General features: G+C 45.4%; 19 protein-coding genes. 14 read left to right on the top strand and 5 right to left on the bottom strand.

Features of this window, described 5'->3' with window-relative positions:
* Positions 1 to 13 precede the first annotated feature (13 nt).
* Positions 14 to 622, top strand: a complete 609-nt coding sequence (locus tag CWI78_RS01270; protein WP_126779479.1) for a riboflavin synthase subunit alpha — start codon at positions 14 to 16, stop codon at positions 620 to 622.
* On the opposite strand, the gene CWI78_RS01265 is transcribed toward CWI78_RS01270, so the two are convergent.
* Both CWI78_RS01265 and CWI78_RS01260 read right to left on the bottom strand, forming a co-directional pair.
* Positions 616 to 825, bottom strand: coding sequence for a CPXCG motif-containing cysteine-rich protein (locus tag CWI78_RS01265; RefSeq protein WP_126779477.1), 210 nt, complete (start codon positions 823 to 825; stop codon positions 616 to 618). The genes CWI78_RS01270 and CWI78_RS01265 overlap by 7 nt on opposite strands.
* Before the next feature lie 34 nt (positions 826 to 859).
* A complete protein-coding gene (locus tag CWI78_RS01260; RefSeq protein WP_126779475.1) occupies positions 860 to 1,753 on the bottom strand; it encodes a DMT family transporter in 894 nt (297 codons plus the stop codon).
* Positions 1,754 to 1,921: 168 nt separating this feature from the next.
* Between CWI78_RS01260 and thrS the strand changes: the two genes are divergently transcribed.
* From thrS to CWI78_RS01225, 7 genes are all read left to right on the top strand, one after another.
* Positions 1,922 to 3,838, top strand: coding sequence for a threonine--tRNA ligase (gene thrS / locus CWI78_RS01255; RefSeq protein WP_126779473.1), 1,917 nt, complete (start codon positions 1,922 to 1,924; stop codon positions 3,836 to 3,838).
* A 19-nt stretch (positions 3,839 to 3,857) separates the two neighbouring features.
* Positions 3,858 to 4,403: a translation initiation factor IF-3 gene (gene infC, locus CWI78_RS01250; protein WP_126779471.1), complete on the top strand. Its 546-nt coding sequence runs from the start codon at positions 3,858 to 3,860 to the stop codon at positions 4,401 to 4,403.
* A gap of 73 nt (positions 4,404 to 4,476) precedes the next feature.
* Complete coding sequence (rpmI, locus tag CWI78_RS01245; RefSeq protein WP_054487561.1) at positions 4,477 to 4,674, top strand: 50S ribosomal protein L35; 198 nt, start codon at positions 4,477 to 4,479, stop codon at positions 4,672 to 4,674.
* 13 nt (positions 4,675 to 4,687) lie between these two features.
* On the top strand, positions 4,688 to 5,041 hold the full coding sequence (gene rplT / locus CWI78_RS01240; RefSeq protein ID WP_011234642.1) for a 50S ribosomal protein L20: 354 nt from the start codon (positions 4,688 to 4,690) through the stop codon (positions 5,039 to 5,041).
* Positions 5,042 to 5,164: 123 nt separating this feature from the next.
* On the top strand, positions 5,165 to 6,145 hold the full coding sequence (pheS, locus tag CWI78_RS01235; protein WP_011234641.1) for a phenylalanine--tRNA ligase subunit alpha: 981 nt from the start codon (positions 5,165 to 5,167) through the stop codon (positions 6,143 to 6,145).
* 13 nt (positions 6,146 to 6,158) lie between these two features.
* Positions 6,159 to 8,546: a phenylalanine--tRNA ligase subunit beta gene (gene pheT, locus CWI78_RS01230; RefSeq protein WP_126779469.1), complete on the top strand. Its 2,388-nt coding sequence runs from the start codon at positions 6,159 to 6,161 to the stop codon at positions 8,544 to 8,546.
* Between the two features lie 3 nt (positions 8,547 to 8,549).
* Positions 8,550 to 8,846, top strand: coding sequence for an integration host factor subunit alpha (locus CWI78_RS01225; protein ID WP_126779467.1), 297 nt, complete (start codon positions 8,550 to 8,552; stop codon positions 8,844 to 8,846).
* A gap of 44 nt (positions 8,847 to 8,890) precedes the next feature.
* Here CWI78_RS01225 and CWI78_RS01220 read toward each other — a convergent pair whose 3' ends face one another.
* From CWI78_RS01220 to CWI78_RS01210, 3 genes are all read right to left on the bottom strand, one after another.
* On the bottom strand, positions 8,891 to 9,568 hold the full coding sequence (locus CWI78_RS01220; RefSeq protein WP_126779465.1) for a ChrR family anti-sigma-E factor: 678 nt from the start codon (positions 9,566 to 9,568) through the stop codon (positions 8,891 to 8,893).
* Complete coding sequence (locus CWI78_RS01215; protein ID WP_126779463.1) at positions 9,558 to 10,178, bottom strand: sigma-70 family RNA polymerase sigma factor; 621 nt, start codon at positions 10,176 to 10,178, stop codon at positions 9,558 to 9,560. The genes CWI78_RS01220 and CWI78_RS01215 overlap by 11 nt, the downstream gene beginning before the upstream one ends.
* An 89-nt stretch (positions 10,179 to 10,267) precedes the next feature.
* Positions 10,268 to 10,846, bottom strand: coding sequence for an LON peptidase substrate-binding domain-containing protein (locus tag CWI78_RS01210; protein WP_126779461.1), 579 nt, complete (start codon positions 10,844 to 10,846; stop codon positions 10,268 to 10,270).
* A gap of 146 nt (positions 10,847 to 10,992) precedes the next feature.
* Between CWI78_RS01210 and CWI78_RS01205 the strand changes: the two genes are divergently transcribed.
* From CWI78_RS01205 to CWI78_RS01180, 6 genes are read left to right on the top strand one after another with little or no spacing between them, the layout of a single operon-like run.
* Entirely contained in the window at positions 10,993 to 11,928 is a 936-nt protein-coding gene (locus tag CWI78_RS01205) for a YbgA family protein (RefSeq protein WP_126779459.1), read from the top strand.
* A 2-nt stretch (positions 11,929 to 11,930) separates the two neighbouring features.
* Positions 11,931 to 13,337, top strand: a complete 1,407-nt coding sequence (gene phrB / locus CWI78_RS01200; protein ID WP_126779457.1) for a deoxyribodipyrimidine photo-lyase — start codon at positions 11,931 to 11,933, stop codon at positions 13,335 to 13,337.
* A complete protein-coding gene (locus tag CWI78_RS01195) occupies positions 13,330 to 13,764 on the top strand; it encodes a nuclear transport factor 2 family protein (protein WP_126779455.1) in 435 nt (144 codons plus the stop codon). Before phrB ends, CWI78_RS01195 begins: the two co-directional genes overlap by 8 nt.
* A complete protein-coding gene (locus CWI78_RS01190) occupies positions 13,761 to 14,492 on the top strand; it encodes an SDR family NAD(P)-dependent oxidoreductase (protein WP_126779453.1) in 732 nt (243 codons plus the stop codon). The genes CWI78_RS01195 and CWI78_RS01190 overlap by 4 nt, the downstream gene beginning before the upstream one ends.
* Positions 14,489 to 15,763: an NAD(P)/FAD-dependent oxidoreductase gene (locus CWI78_RS01185; RefSeq protein WP_126779451.1), complete on the top strand. Its 1,275-nt coding sequence runs from the start codon at positions 14,489 to 14,491 to the stop codon at positions 15,761 to 15,763. The genes CWI78_RS01190 and CWI78_RS01185 overlap by 4 nt, the downstream gene beginning before the upstream one ends.
* Positions 15,760 to 16,482, top strand: coding sequence for a DUF1365 domain-containing protein (locus CWI78_RS01180; protein ID WP_126779450.1), 723 nt, complete (start codon positions 15,760 to 15,762; stop codon positions 16,480 to 16,482). The genes CWI78_RS01185 and CWI78_RS01180 overlap by 4 nt, the downstream gene beginning before the upstream one ends.
* Positions 16,483 to 16,501: the final 19 nt, after the last annotated feature.

Below are 16,501 nucleotides of genomic sequence, written 5' to 3'. Positions count from 1 at the left end.
CAAGGTTTTATCGATGTTTACCGGTATTGTCCAAACCCAAGCTACGATATTTTCAGTCTCTGACCAAGGATCTTTTCGACACTTGGTTATTAAAACTGAACCTCAATTTCTACAAAATTTGGCTATTGGTGCAAGTATTGCAATAAATGGTTGCTGCTTAACCGTGGTTGAATTTAGCGAGACTCAGGTACACTTTGACGTTATTGATGAGACTTTACGGCTAACGAATTTGGGTTTGTTAGGCGAGGGTGACACGGTTAATTTGGAGCGATCGCTTAAAGTGGGCGACGAAATTGGCGGGCATGCGGTTTCAGGTCATATTCACTGCCAGGGCAAAGTGACTAAAATTGACACGTCGGAGAATAATGTCGCTATGTGGTTAGAGGTTCCTGAGCAACACCAAACCTATTTATTCGCCAAAGGTTTTATTGCGGTTAATGGGGCCAGTTTGACGGTAGGTCGGGTGGAAGGTAATTGCTTTAGTCTGCACTTAATACCGGAAACCTTACGCTTAACCAATTTAGAATCAACTCGGGTGGGTGACAGACTGAATATTGAACTCGATCAGCAAACCATCACCATTGTTGAAACCGTTGAGCGTGTGTTGGCTGAACGTCAGTAAAATTGCTCATCGTTCCCGTCTACTTTAATACGCGCCTGCTGGTTAACTTCATCAACCTGCAACTGAACATGGATGAGGTCACCGCAGGCAGCACACTCTTCCTGATAGTCCTGACTGCCTTCTGATGCATCAATGTCTAAAAACGTGTTGTGCCCACAATGAGGGCATTTTACTGGCACGCTTTGTAAGTTTTCTTCGTTCATAATTTGCTCGCCAACTATAAAGTCCTAGTTGTAACTATAGAAATAAAATACTGATTCCGCCCAGTGAGATTAAAGCGCCGGCTATAGAACGTGGGGTAATTCGTTGTTTTTTCAGTAAAGATATCGGTATTAAAAAGAGTGGTGCGGTGGAGAGTAAGGTCTGGGTTAGGCCCGGGTTGATATTGGCGATAGATATTTGCTGTAACCAAATAGCCAGGAACGTACCGAATACAATGGCACCGAGCAGCGGCAACGGGTTGATAGAACCAACTTGTTTTATGATTGCGCCGTACGCGCCTCGTTTCGAAAGCCCAACAATTATGGCGAGTAAAAAGGAGCCGGCGGCAAGACGGACAAATGCCGCATCAATAGCGTTAACATTCGACTGCATTAGTACCGCAAAAGCCATGACTAAACCGGAAGCCTGACAAAGTGCTGCGCCGCAGCCGAAGAATATACCTGATAATGAAAGCGCAGGCTGTTTGTCCGGAGCTTTTTCAGTAACGACCCACAGAACACCGCTTAAGGTTATGACTGCACCGGTAATTTCAATGGTGGATAAACCGTCACTTAAAAACATCCAGGCCATGAATGCAGCCAGTGGCGGTGCCAGATACTCCAGTAACATAGCGTGCCAGGGACCTAGACGCCGCAACGCAGCAAAGTGGCAACTGTCGCCAATGGTAATACCTATAATGCCGCTTAATGCGAGTAACCACAGGCCGTAATTGAGTTCCAGCGAGTTACCTAGTAACAGGCTCACAATCAAAAGCAGGGGAGTTGCAATAACGCCTTTAACCAAATTCATTTGTAAGGGCGAGAAATGACTACCGGCGCGGTGGTACAACACGGTGGCGACAGCCCAGAAGCCAGCGGCTAATAAAGCGGCAAGTTGTCCGGTTAATTCTCCGGCAATGTCTGATGTCAAAACGGGCTCGGCGGTTGCTCAAATGTAAGCGGTCGATTATAGTAGCGTCTCGCGTTCGATGGTACCGAACGCAAAAAATTTCGTAGGTTTTTTCTATAGAGCAGTTAAAACCAAAAATAGAGCACGTGGCACTTGGTAGGTGTCACCACTGGTTGGAAAGGAAGTTTCATGCCTGTAATTACTCTCCCTGACGGAAGTCAACGCGAATTCGATAACCCCGTAAGCATTATGGAAGTGGCTGCCGATATTGGCGCTGGCCTTGCGAAAGCAACGGTTGCTGGCCGTATTGATGGCGAACTGGTTGATGCCTGTGAGCTGATTGAACACGATGCGCGTGTCGAAATTGTCACTCCTAAAGATGACGACGGCGTACACATTATTCGTCACTCTTGTGCTCACTTAATGGGGCACGCGGTAAAGCAGTTGTGGCCAGATGCGAAAATGGCTATTGGCCCGGTCATCGATAATGGCTTTTACTACGACATCGACGTTGATCACACTTTCACTCAGGAAGACCTGGAAAAGCTTGAAAAGCGGATGAAAGAGCTGGCTAAAACGGAATATGCCGTTATTAAGAAAAAGGTCAGCTGGAAAGAAGCCCGTGAAACTTTCGTAGAACGCCATGAACCCTACAAAATAGAGATCCTGGACGAAGACATCCCAACCGATGCCAACCCGGGGCTTTATCATCACGAAGAATACGTCGACATGTGTCGTGGCCCTCATGTGCCAAACATGAAATTTTGCCAACATTTTAAAATTATGAAAATGGCCGGCGCATACTGGCGTGGTGACTCTGACAACAAAATGCTGCAGCGTATATACGGTACGGCCTGGGCAGATAAGAAGCAGTTAAAGGCCTATTTACAGCGTTTAGAAGAAGCTGAAAAGCGCGACCACCGTAAAATAGCTAAGGCTCAGGACTTATTTCACTGGCAGGAAGAAGCGCCGGGTATGGTGTTCTGGCATCACAATGGCTGGACCATTTTCCGCGAGTTAGAAACTTACATTCGCGAGAAAATGCGCGAGTACGACTATCAGGAAGTTAAAGGTCCGATGATGATGGACCGGGTACTGTGGGAAAAATCGGGGCACTGGGAGAAATTCTCAGAACTGATGTTTACCACGTCATCGGAAAACCGCGAGTATGCCGTTAAGCCGATGAACTGCCCGGGACACGTTCAAATCTTTAATCAGGGCTTGAAATCTTACCGTGATTTGCCGTTACGCATGGCGGAATTTGGCAGTTGTCACCGAAATGAACCTTCAGGTGCGTTGCATGGTCTGATGCGTGTTCGTGGTTTCACACAAGACGATGCACACATTTTCTGTACCGAACAGCAGGTACAGGAAGAAGTCGCGGGTTGTATTAAAATGGTGTACGAAACTTACAAAACCTTTGGTTTCGAGAACATCGATGTGAAGCTTTCAACTCGCCCTGAAAAGCGCTTAGGTGACGATGCCACATGGGACCGCTCGGAGACTGCATTAGCTCAGGCTTTGAAAAATAATGACATCGATTTTTCTTATTTACCGGGTGAAGGTGCCTTTTATGGCCCGAAAATAGAATTTACTTTGTTCGATTGTCTGGGCAGAGCGTGGCAATGTGGTACAATACAGCTCGACTTTGCGTTGCCAGGACGTTTAGGTGCCACATACGTAGGCGAAGATAACGAGCGACACACGCCAGTTATGATTCACCGCGCTATTTTGGGCTCACTTGAACGCTTCATGGGTATTCTCATTGAAGAGTACGCAGGGCACTTCCCGTTGTGGTTGTCGCCAACGCAAGTTGTGTTAATGAATATCACGGATAATCAAAGCGACTATGTGCGAAAAGTTGTCAAAACCCTGAACGAAAAGGGAATTCGTGCATCAGCTGACTTGAGAAATGAGAAGATAGGCTTTAAAATCCGTGAACACACATTAAAACGTGTTCCATATTTACTGGTTGTCGGCGACAAAGAAGTCGAAGCTGGTGAGGTTGCGGTACGTACACGTGGTGGTGAAGACTTGGGCAAATTCCCGTTAGAAGACTTCATTACTCGTGTAGAGGACGAAGTCCGTACTCGCAAAATTGATTAATTGTTTGGAGGAATAAACCATTAAAGGCGGAAAAAGAACTCAGAAAGCTGCAGATAAAAACCGTATCAACGAACAAATTACAGGCGTTGATGAAGTTCGCTTAATCGGAACCGATGGTGAACAAGCTGGTGTCGTCAGTATTAACGAGGCTCTTGATGCAGCAGCGGAAGCTGGTGTTGATTTGGTGGAGATGAGCCCTAACGCAGAACCACCAGTCTGCCGCTTGATGGATTACGGCAAGTTCCTCTTTGAAAAGAGTAAAGAACAGAAAGAGCAAAAGAAAAAGCAGAAACAGATTCAGGTTAAGGAAGTTAAGTTCCGACCTGGTACTGATGAGGGCGACTACCAGGTAAAACTGCGCAACCTGCGTCGTTTCCTCGAGGGAGGTGACAAAACCAAAGTCACTATCCGTTTCCGTGGCCGGGAAATGGCACACCAAGAATTGGGTATTGAATTGCTGAATCGTGTTAAAGACGATTTAGAAGAAATCTCAATTGTTGAGTCGTTCCCAAGACGTGCCGAAGGGCGCCAGATGATTATGGTCTTGGCACCCAACAAGAAGTGATCGTGGTTTACAAGTAGTCTGATTGTCAGGCTCACCCTTTCACACTTTTATCAACAATGCGGAGTTTAATTTCATGCCAAAAATGAAATCGAACAAAGGCGCTTCCAAGCGCTTTAAGAAGACTGCTTCTGGTGGTTTTAAGTGCAAGCAATCTCACTTGCGTCACATTCTGACAAAGAAGAGCCCTAAGCGTAAGCGTCAGCTTCGCGCGAAGAACATGGTCCATGAGGCCGACGTTCAATTAGTCGCTCGCATGTTACCGTACGCATAAGGGGAGATAGCAAATGGCACGAGTAAAACGTGGTGTAATCGCGAGAGCGCGTCACAAAAAAGTCCTGAAGCAGGCGAAAGGTTATTATGGTGCCCGTAGTCGCGTTTATCGCGTAGCGGTCCAGGCAGTCACTAAAGCAGGTCAATATGCATACCGTGACCGTCGCAACAAGAAACGTCAATTCCGTCAACTATGGATTGTTCGTATCAATGCTGCGGCTCGTCAAAACGGTCTGTCTTACAGCCGCTTTATCAATGGTCTGAAAAAAGCATCTATTGAAATCGATCGCAAAATCTTAGCCGATATCGCTGTTCATGATCAAAACGGTTTTGCCGCTTTGGTTGAGAAAGCAAAAGGCGCACTGTAATTATTCAAAACCTTTAGGGGTTCGAATAAACAGATTCAGAAGGGAGCCAATTGGCTCCCTTTTTCATTGAAAATTCGCTATCATAGCGCCTTTATTATTTATCTTGTGTTGTTGAGGGATACGATGCAGCTAGAGCAAATTGTTGAGCAGGCTGAATCCGCCATTGCGGCCGCAGATTCACCGACTGCGTTAGACGAAGTCCGCGTCGAGTATATGGGCAAGAAAGGGCAGCTCACTGAGCTCTTAAAAGGCTTAGGTAAGTTAGACCCGTCTGAACGCCGGGAAGCCGGACAAAAAATTAATGAAGCCAAACAGCAAGTGCAGACCAGTATCAATGCCCGTAAAGAGCTATTGAAAGCTGCTGAGTTAGCGCAGAAGCTGGAAGCGGAACGTATAGACGTCACTTTACCCGGACGGCACTCAGCGGTAGGCGGTGTGCATCCTGTAACTCAGACTATTCGCCGTATTGAACAGTTTTTCGGTGATTTAGGCTTTAGCGTAAAAGAAGGTCCGGAAGTCGAAGATGGTTTTCATAACTTCGATGCATTGAATATTCCGGCTAATCATCCGGCACGTGCGGATCACGATACTTTCTATTTTACTCCCTCAACAATGCTGCGCACGCAAACTTCAGGTGTACAAATTCGTACTATGGAAAATGAAAAACCGCCATTGCGGATCATCTCTCCGGGACGAGTTTATCGGAATGATTATGACCAGACCCATACGCCAATGTTTCATCAGGTAGAAGGGTTAATGGTTGATACCGACGTCAGCTTTACGCAATTAAAAGGAATTCTGGAAGACTTCCTGAATCACTTTTTCGAAGAGTCGTTAACGGTGCGTTTCAGACCTTCGTACTTCCCCTTTACCGAACCTTCAGCAGAAGTTGATGTCATGGGTAAAGATGGGAAGTGGTTAGAAGTTTTAGGCTGCGGCATGGTGCATCCAAACGTGCTGAAAGCGGTGGGTATTGATTCGGAAAAATACACCGGTTTCGCTTTTGGTATGGGCGTTGAGCGCCTTACCATGTTGCGCTACGGCGTGAATGATTTACGTGCGTTCTTTGAGAACGATCTGCGTTTCCTCAAACAATTTAACTAACGGGCAGTAAGCAATGAAATTCAGTGAACAATGGTTAAGGGAATGGGTTAACCCCGACATCAGCAGTCATGAATTGAGTGAGCAGCTCAGTATGGCTGGCCTTGAAGTAGATGCTGTTGAGCCGGTTGCCGATGAATTCCATACTGTCGTCGTTGGTGAAGTGATTGAATGTGGTCCTCACCCGGACGCAGATAAACTGCAAATTACCAAAGTTGATGTTGGCGATGGCGAGCCGGTGGATATTGTCTGCGGCGCGTCTAACTGTCGCCTTGGCATTAAGGTAGCGGTGGCTAAAGTTGGTGCGGTATTGCCTGGTGATTTCAAAATTAAGAAAGCGAAGCTTCGCGGTCAGCCGTCAAACGGCATGTTGTGCTCGTTCAAAGAGCTGGGTCTTATTGATGAGCACGATGGAATTATTGAGCTTCCGGCAGATGCTCCGGTCGGAGAAGATTATCGTAAATACCTGCAACTTGACGACAACAGCATCGATATCGACTTAACTCCGAATCGTGGTGACTGTCTGAGTATTCGTGGTATCGCACGCGAAGTAGGGGTATTGAACCGTCTGGATGTTAAAGTACCAGAGAGCAACAAAGTAGCCGCTGGTATTGAAGATACGCTAAGCATTAGTTTGTCTGCGGCTGAGCAATGTCCGCGTTATTTAGGCCGTGTTATTAAAGGTGTCGATTTAACTCGCCCAACGCCGGTATGGATGACAGAAAAGTTAAGACGCAGCGGTATTCGTAGCATTGACCCGGTAGTTGATGTCACTAACTACGTGCTACTTGAACTGGGTCACCCCATGCATGCTTTTGATCTCGACTCGCTGGAAGGGAACATTGATGTTCGCCTAGCTAAGCGGAAAGAGCAGCTGACCTTATTAGATGAGCAATTAGTTGAACTGGACGAAGACACCCTGGTTATCTCTGACGAGAAAAAAGCACTAGCCATGGCGGGGGTTTACGGTGGTAAAAACAGTGGTGTAACAGAAAGCAGTAAAAATATTTTTCTGGAAAGCGCGTTCTTTGCACCGGATGCCATCTTAGGCAAAGCGCGCCGTTACGGGTTACATACCGATGCATCGCATCGTTATGAGCGCGGCGTCGACCCTCAGTTGCAGCATACTGCAATGGAGAGAGCCACTGAATTATTGTTGGCAATTTGCGGCGGTAAAGCCGGACCTGTAACTGAAGCGGTTGCAGAAGCATTTTTGCCTAAGCGTGACGGTATTACGTTAAGAGCCAGTCGATTGGCTAAAGTATTGGGTGTCAGCATTGCTAATGACAATGTCACTGAAATTCTAGAGCGTTTAGGCTTTGATGTTTCATTTGACGGTGAACAGTGGCAGGTGGGCATTCCTTCATACCGTTTTGACTTAAGCATTGAAGAAGACTTAATTGAAGAAGTTGCCCGTGTTTACGGTTACAACTCAATTCAGGCTGCACCGCCGGCAGCGCAACTGCGTATGACCGAGCGTAAAGAAAGCCAGCTTAGTACCCATCAGTTGGTGGATGCTATGGTCAGTCGTGGCTATCAGGAAGCGATAACCTACAGCTTTGTTGATCCAAAGCATCAGGCACTGATGTTTGATGAAACCGCAGCGTTGACTTTGCCACACCCAATTTCGGTTGATATGTCTTCTATGCGTGTGAGCTTATGGCCGGGATTAGTCGGTGCGGTTGCTCATAATCAGAAGCGTCAGCAGTCTGTGCTGGCTTTCGTAGAAACGGGGTTACGCTTTATTCCAGACGAGTCAGCTGAAAACGGTGTTCGTCAGGAAGCGGTTATCAGCGGTATACGTTCTGGTAAAGCGCATTCAGAGCATTGGTCGGAAGGTGATCGCGGTGTCGACTTTTACGATGTGAAAGGCGATGTTGAAGCCTTACTCGCTCAAACCGGTAATATTGCAGCGTTTCGTTTTGTTGCGTCACAAAACCCGGCGTTGCATCCAGGACAGTCGGCGGCTATTTATTGCGGGTCAGAAAAGGTTGGTGATATTGGTGCTCTGCACCCGAAATTTGATAAAGCCCTGGGACTTAATCAACGCACCTTCGTTTTCGAGTTATCTTTATCTGCAGTAACGCAACGGCCTTTGCCATTAGCTAAACCTGTTTCACGCTACCCATCCATTCGCCGCGATCTTGCTTTGGTCGTTGATAAGCACGTTGCGGCGGGTGAGCTGATTGCTGCGATGGAAAATGTTGGCGTAAAACAGTTAGTTGACCTAAACTTGTTTGACGTTTATGTCGGTGAAGGTGTACCTGAGGGCAAACAAAGCCTGGCGTTATCTGTCACCTTACAAGACAGCGACAAAACGTTGGAAGAAGCCGATGTTACTGAGCTTATGACGAAATTTATTGAGACATTAAAGAGTGAGTTTAATGCAACATTGAGGGATTAAACTATGGCGCTGACCAAAGCAGAACTGGCAGAAGTGTTGTTCGACAAATACGGTATTAGTAAACAAGATGCCAAAGTGTTAGTTGAAGATTTTTTTGAAGAAATCAGAGTTGCTTTGGAGAAAGGGGAGCAGGTGAAGTTGTCAGGCTTTGGTAACTTCGAGCTGCGAACCAAAAATCAGCGCCCCGGACGTAACCCTAAAACGGGTGAGGAAATACCAATTTCCGCGCGTCGGGTGGTGACTTTCAAGCCTGGTCAGAAATTTAAAAGTCGAGTCGAAAACGCAGAACCCGAGGATTAACCTCGGGTTCTTTTTTATTTGAGTTTGTACTTAGTTGTTTGGAGTTAGCGAAAGAAGAGCTGACTAAAGGGATTCAGTAACCGACTGATACCAGAAGTAAAATGCAGCGGTGCATCTAAAGTTGCCAAAGTTAAACAATCTTCATCTTGTGTCTCCGGCGTGTGAGTTCGACTCGGGTCTAACAAAATAAAGTCGCCGTCCCGGTACTCGCTCTGCTCATCATTAAAAACGCCATCAATAACCAATGTCGCTTCCTGTCCTTTATGCGTATGTTCCGGAACCTTTGCACCAGGTGCCATATAAATGAGATTGGTCTGATTACCATTATCTAACGTTAATGGGGCCCGCCAAAGTTTCCCTACCAGTTTTGACCACTCGCCAATACGATGACTGTTGTGTGCCAACGTGCGCGGTAAGGTAAAGCGGCGACCTTCGAGAGATAATATCTCATTTGGTTGGTGCGCCTGTTTGTTGCAAGCTGAGGAAGCAAAAATGGCTTCCAGCATTTGATCGCACTGAGATTTACTCATGGTCGTGCTGGCAACGCCAACCAAGGCGTCTAGGTTTTCCTCACACAGTTTCTGCTCAATCTCACATACCGTTTGACGACAAGTTTTGCACATATCGACATGCGTGCCGACAACTAATGTCATTGCCGCACTCAAATCGCCAGAGGCGTACTGATATAAAAGGCTTTCGCCTGGGTGTGATTTAATCATCATCGACTATCAACTCTTTCAGTTTCTTTAATGCTAGACGAGTTCGGGATTTAATTGTCCCTAAAGGCACTCCCAAAGCATCAGATACTTCTTGCTGGGATTTACCTTCAATATAAATCTTTTCAATAACAACCCTTTGTGCGTCGGGTAGTTTTGCGTAATAAAATGAAATTTCCTGCATCAGAACGTCATGGTCTAACGCATAGCCATCGTCCAGGCTGTCGTTCTGTTCTGAGAGAATAGGCCAAAGTTCATCGGCGCTAATGTCGTCTTTACGCTTTTTATTTTTACGGAGCAAATCAAAGCGGATATTTCGCGCTATGGTGAATATCCAAGTGGAGGGCGAGCCACGGTCAGGCTTGAACAAATGCGCTTTATGCCAGACGTTTGTCATGGTTTCCTGGACCAGGTCCATAGCTGTTTGTTCATTACCAAACTGTCTTGTAGCGTAGGATTGCAGTTTAGGTGCGAATAACCTAAAAAGTTCACTAAAGGCAGCACGACTTCTATTTTCTGCAATCTTTGACAGCAGTTCCGCTGCTTTGTCTGCAGCGTCTGTCTGGGTGGTAGTCATAGACCCCCGTTTCGATGTTCTTCCTGACACCATTTGCATAATTAGACCTGCTACTTTTCACACAATGTTCTAACTATTACGGGGTGTCAAAAAAATTGGATCACCCAAATGGCAGAATGTTTATTCAATTAACGAATTAAGTCTAACAGATATTCTTTTGCTTTAAGACAGTTTTCGCAACGAATAAGCTCCTGTTTTGTGTAAACATCGAGTGGCAGTATTTCCAGCCAGCGCGAACAAACCCAATCGAGTTTTTCGTAGCCTAAGTCCGGCAGAAGCTCTGATAATTCAGGGTAAGTTTCAAAGGCTTCTTGCAGTCGCATTTTCAGTTTATTTGAGGTTGCATCCAGTGTTAGCTCAGGCCAGTTTTCAAGGTACTCTACCTTTCCGAGTCGTAATTTGTCGTTCTCAGACCAGTGCTCGTCAATTCGAACTCGGTTTCTTCCCTCGACGGTGATACCTAATAAACCATCGTCTCTTGGCTCAAAATCGATAATTTTGACTGTTGTGGCATAGGGAAGGAGGTAATCGTCAGATGTAGCCGCATGTTCGTTATTAAACATGGCAACGACAAACTCGCTGTCATCTTTTAGACAATCCTTTACTAACCGAGTGTAACGAGGCTCGAACACCTTCAATTTCATGCGCCCGCCCGGCATTATATGCGCGGTGAGCGGGAATAGCGGTAACTGCTGATACTGCTGCATATAACCTCATTTGGTTAGCAATTCGGGACATTTAATAGACATTACGTTGACGCAGGTCGTGTTGGATCTTTTTTATCCTATAAATGACAAACTATTTTTAGTGATATGCCGTACATTACGATTAGAAAAGTTTAACAAGGGTAAAAATGGTGAAACTAAAGGTTGGTATTAGCTCCTGTTTAATGGGTGATGAAGTTCGGTTTGATGGTGGGCACAAGAAATCGGCGTTCTGTGTTGATGAGTTAAGTCGACACATTCAGCTTGTACGTTTTTGCCCCGAGGTTGGTATTGGTATGCCGGTGCCGAGACCAACCATAAGATTGGAACAACATAGCCGTGTGCAGGCCGTAGTGCCTAAAACAGGACAAAATGTAACCTCAGAATTAGCCAGCTTTGCGGACAAAGTTCAGGTCAAAGTAGATGAGTTAAGTGGCTACGTTCTCTGTGCTAAATCTCCTAGTTGCGGCATGGAGAGAGTTAAGTTATACGATCCTGAAACCGGGCACGCTCAAAAAGCCGGTATGGGTATCTTCGCTGCGCGATTGAAAGCAAATAACCCGGCATTACCTTTAGAGGAAGATGGACGACTCAATGACCCTCATTTACGTGAAAACTTTGTAATGCGGGTTTATGTCTTTAGTCAGTGGAAAGAGATGATGCAAAAACTGACAAAGCATCAACTTTTGCAGTTTCATCAGCGCTGTAAGTTACTTCTGTTAGCGCACAACCAGCAAAGCTATCGTGAGCTGGGTAAACGTGTAGGCGAAAAGGAAGTGATAGACGAAAAGTTTGCGGAGCAATACATCGTTGATGTTATGGATGCCTTATCTAAACCGGCATCGCGTAAAAACCATACTAATGTGCTTCAACATATACAAGGTTACTTTAAAGCGGACTTAGCTCATGAGCGACGAGAGGAGTTGAGTGACATTATTCTTCAGTATCACGATGGCATATTACCGCTGATGTCTCCTCTAACGTTAATACGCCATTATTTGCGCGAGTTTCCGAAAGAGTATTTAGAAGGGCAATGGTATCTGACCCCTTATCCCGATGATTTAAAATTACGTTATGGGTTGTAGTGATGCGAGAAGCAATTTGGTTTCGTAGTGATTTAAGAATATTAGATAACTCGGCGGTGTTTTCTGCATGCCAAGGCGATGAGCCACCGTTGGCGGTATTCTTTGTGTGCCATGAAACTTGGGAAAGCCATGACTGGGCACCGATAAAAGTTGATTTTATTTGGAGAAACTTAGAATGCCTGCAGCAGGATTTAGCCGAGAAAGGCATTGAGTTGGATGTGCTGTTAGTACCCAAATTCAGTCAGGTTCCGGGGGCTTTACGTTCCTTCTGTCGGGAAAATAGAATTGGCCGATTACATATTAATGCGGAATACGCATTGGATGAAAAGCGCAGAGATGCCGCGACCAATGCGGTACTAAGCAATGATAATATTGAACTGGTTTCGCATCATGGCAACCTGTTGGTGGCGCCCGGAGAGGTAAGAACACAACAAGGGGAGTACTACAAAAAGTTTACGCCTTTCAACCGACGCTGGCGACAAGTATTAAGCGAAAAAGCTTACGGTGAACCGTTACAAATCAAATCCTTTCCTCCGGTAGCCGTAAAGGGCCTCCCTGAGTGCCCGCTGGCTAGAAAAGACTCATCTGACTGGAGTGCCGGCGAGCAACAAGTTCTGGGGAAACTGGGACAATTCGTTGGCCACAGTGTTGATGATTATCAACAAGCCAGAGATCTACCGGCTGAAAATGGAACCTCACAACTTTCTGCCTATTTGGCGCAAGGTGTTATCGCACCGCAAACGGCTGCCCGGGCACTACACAAGTTTTCACCGGAGTTTCCGTTTGGACTGGCTTCTGGTGCCGATACCTGGCTTACAGAATTGGCATGGCGGGAATTTTATCAGCATCTTATGTATTTTGTGCCACGCTTATCAAAAGGTGAAAGCTTTCAGACTGAAACCGACAGTATTCAGTGGTTAGAAAACGAGGACGCTTTTCAGCGTTGGTGTGATGGTCGTACTGGCTACCCAATTGTTGACGCCGGAATGCGTCAGCTGACATCAACGGGGTGGATGCACAACCGCTTACGAATGATCACAGCCAATTTTCTGGTAAAAGATCTATTAATGGATTGGCGAAAAGGCGAGCGCTTTTTTATGCAGCATTTAATTGACGGGAGCTTTCCGGCGAATAATGGCGGTTGGCAGTGGAGTGCTTCGGTTGGAACCGATGCTGTTCCTTATTTCCGCGTTTTCAATCCTGTTAAGCAAAGTGAGAAATTTGATCCTGACGGAGAGTACATTCGTAAATGGGTAGACGAGCTTAAGGATGTACCAACAAAGCATATTCACTGGCCTCATAATTGGCTTCAGCAACAAAGCAGTAATAGCTACTGCGACCCCGTGGTTGAGCATAAATTTGCTCGCGAGCGATTCTTAACAACGTTTAAGCAGGTGAAAAATGGATAACAGTGAATTAGTTGAAAAGCTACAAGCATTTTACGATGAACTGAAAACAGAAAACCTTGATGATTTAGATGAGCTTTATCATGAGGAAATTGCTTTCACCGATCCGATACAGCATGTTGTTGGTCTGGATGACTTTCGTAGCTATTTAAAGCATACGATGGAAAATGTTGAGTACTGCCATTTTGCCTTTGATGATCAATGCGTCGGAAAAGAGCAGGCGTTTCTTGCCTGGCAGATGCGCTACGCTCACCCGAAACTTGCTAATGGCATGGAGATTATTTTGCCTGGCGTTTCTTACTTAACTTTTGAAGATGGCAAAATTCGAGAGCAGCGAGATTACTATGATCTTGGCGCTATGCTCTATGAGCACGTTCCATTGGTAGGCTATGTCATTGATAAAATCAAAAAGAGGCTGACAGAGGAATGAATATTTTAATTACCGGCGCGTCATCAGGCATTGGTCGTCAGCTTGCGTTGGACTATGCTGCTGACGGCAATCAAGTGGTGGTGTGCGGTCGCAATATTGACGCTTTGTCGGAGGTGCAACAGCAGTACCCTGACAGAATTACCTGCAGTGCTTTTGATATTACCTCGAAAAGTTCGACGAAAGAAGCACTGGAGAAAGTTGGCGACGTTGACATTGCCATACTGTGCGCTGGTGTTTGCGAGTATCTTGATGTGAATGATTTTGACGCTGATATGTTTGAACGGGTATTTAAGGTGAATGTGTTTGGCACAATGAATTGTGTCGAAGCGTTATTACCTCAATTCAACAGTTCTGCTCACCTAGTTATTGTAGATAGCCTGGCGAGACTCCTGCCTTTTACTAAGGCAGAGGCTTATGGTGGTTCGAAGGCGGCCATGCATTACATAGCCAGAAGTCTGGAGGTTGACTTGAAGTCAAAGGGAGTGCAAGTTCAAACAGTTTCACCTGGGTTTGTGAAAACGCCGATGACGGATGCCAACGATTTTGAAATGCCCATGCGAGTTGATGTTGAGTTTGCTTCTCGAGCAATAATAAAGGGCGTTAAAAAGAAAAAGCGAGACATCGCGTTTCCCTGGTTATTTAGTCGTCTTTTGAAATTGATGTCAATTTTGCCGGAAGGCATACAAGTTAAGTTATCAGAGCAAATGGCAAGGAAGCAGTCAAAATGAAGATCGCCGTTATTGGGAGTGGTATTGCGGGATTAACAAGTGCCTATTATTTGAGCCGTGAACATCAAGTGAGTGTGTTCGAAAAAAACGACTATATCGGCGGACATACGAATACCAGCGACGTTAAAATTAACGGAAATATGTTTGCTGTTGATACAGGTTTTATTGTCTTTAATGATAAGACCTACCCAAGATTCAAACGCTTGTTAAGTGAGTTAAAAGTCACCTGGCGCGACACTGAAATGAGTTTTAGCGTACGCGATCCTAAATCAGGCTTAGAGTTTAACGGGCATAACCTGAATACCTTGTTCGCTCAACGTAAGAATCTGTTTAGTTGGTCATTTTATCGATTGTTGCAAGGCATTCTGAAGTTTAATTCGGCTGCAAAAAATGCGCTGCAAGGGGATATGAGTGAATTAGATAATGTCACCTTAAATGACTTTCTGACTCGACATGACATTCCTGAAACCGTCTCAGAGTATTACTTACTGCCAATGGTATCGGCTATTTGGTCGGCGAGTCTGGCAGATGCGAAAGACTTCCCTCTGGGATTCTTTTTACGGTTTTTCGATAATCACGGTTTATTGAATGTTGCTGACCGGCCTCAGTGGCATACGTTAATTGGTGGCTCTCATGCTTATATTCCTATGCTTACCGAACCCTTTAAAGATAATATTCAGTTAAACAGTCAAATTGTTGCGGTTAAACGTCAGTGCGAGCAAATCGTTTTAATTTTTGGTAATGGTAAAGAAGAGTATTTTGACGAAGTGGTATTTGCGTGTCACAGCGATCAGGCATTGGCTTTACTTAACGATGCGACAGAAGACGAGCAGCAAGTTCTTGGCAAAATTAAGTACTGCCCGAATGATGTCGTTTTGCATACCGATGAAAACTTGCTTCCGAAGAATCGCAGAGCCTGGGCGAGCTGGAATTATTTACTACGCGAAGATAATGAAGCTGAGGAAAAGCCAAGCTCGGTTACCTATAATATGAATATATTGCAGGGGTTACAATGCGATAAAACCGTTTGTGTGACTTTAAATAATACCGCTGCCATTGACCCTGACGAGATTATTCAAACGTTCCGTTACGATCACCCCCAATACTCAGTGGACTCTTTAAAAGCCAGAGCGCAACGCGGTTTGATTTGCGGGAAAAACAATACCCACTTCGTTGGTGCATATTGGTATAACGGTTTTCATGAAGACGGTGTACGAAGTGCTATTGATGTGGTTAATCGGTTCAATACAGTCGCTATTGAGAACTCATGAAAAGTGGCATTTATTGGGGCGACGTTTTTCACGTAAGGTATCGCCCTAAACATCATGCGTTTAATTACCGGTTTCAGCAGTGGTGCATCGATCTATCTGAGCTTGAGCAATGCCATTCTCTCAGTCGATGGTTGTCCTGCAAGAGATTTGCTCCGTTGTGGTTCCGTCGAAAAGACTACTTGAAAGACGAGCCGGGTACTTTACAGCAGGCGGCGTTGGCTAAAATGTCTTCTCTTGCCGGAAAAGCTCTAAGCGGTAACGTTCTCTTTGTCGGTAATTTACGAACGTTTGGAATTTTCTTCAGTCCGGTTAATTTCTATTTCCTTCGCCAGAACGACGGTGAATATACTTACATGCTGGCAGAGGTAAGTAATACTCCCTGGCTGCAGCGCCATTATTACTTGGTCAATTTATCAGAAGAGTCTCCTGAAACGACTAAGCAATTCCATGTTTCCCCATTTAATCCAATGAACATGACTTACCATTGGGAGGTAGCTCCTCCTACAGACAGTCTTAAAATTATTTTGAGTGCTCATCAGGAACAAAAAGATTTTGTTGCTGGAATGAAATTAAATCGTCAACCGCTAAACCGTAGTGGCATTTACCGCGTATTAAGAACAACGCCTTTCATGGCCCTTAGAATTATTGGTGGCATTTATTGGCAGGCGTTAAAGCTTTTTATCAAGCGGGTTCCATTTTACGGAAATCCTGGTAGTTAAATAATTAGAAGGCAGTTTG

Origin of the sequence: Idiomarina ramblicola, from assembly GCF_003987255.1 — a bacterium.
In the GTDB taxonomy this organism is placed as follows: domain Bacteria; phylum Pseudomonadota; class Gammaproteobacteria; order Enterobacterales; family Alteromonadaceae; genus Idiomarina; species Idiomarina ramblicola.
Note: the sequence above shows the minus strand (reverse complement) of the source record. Positions and strands in the feature narration are given on the sequence as shown.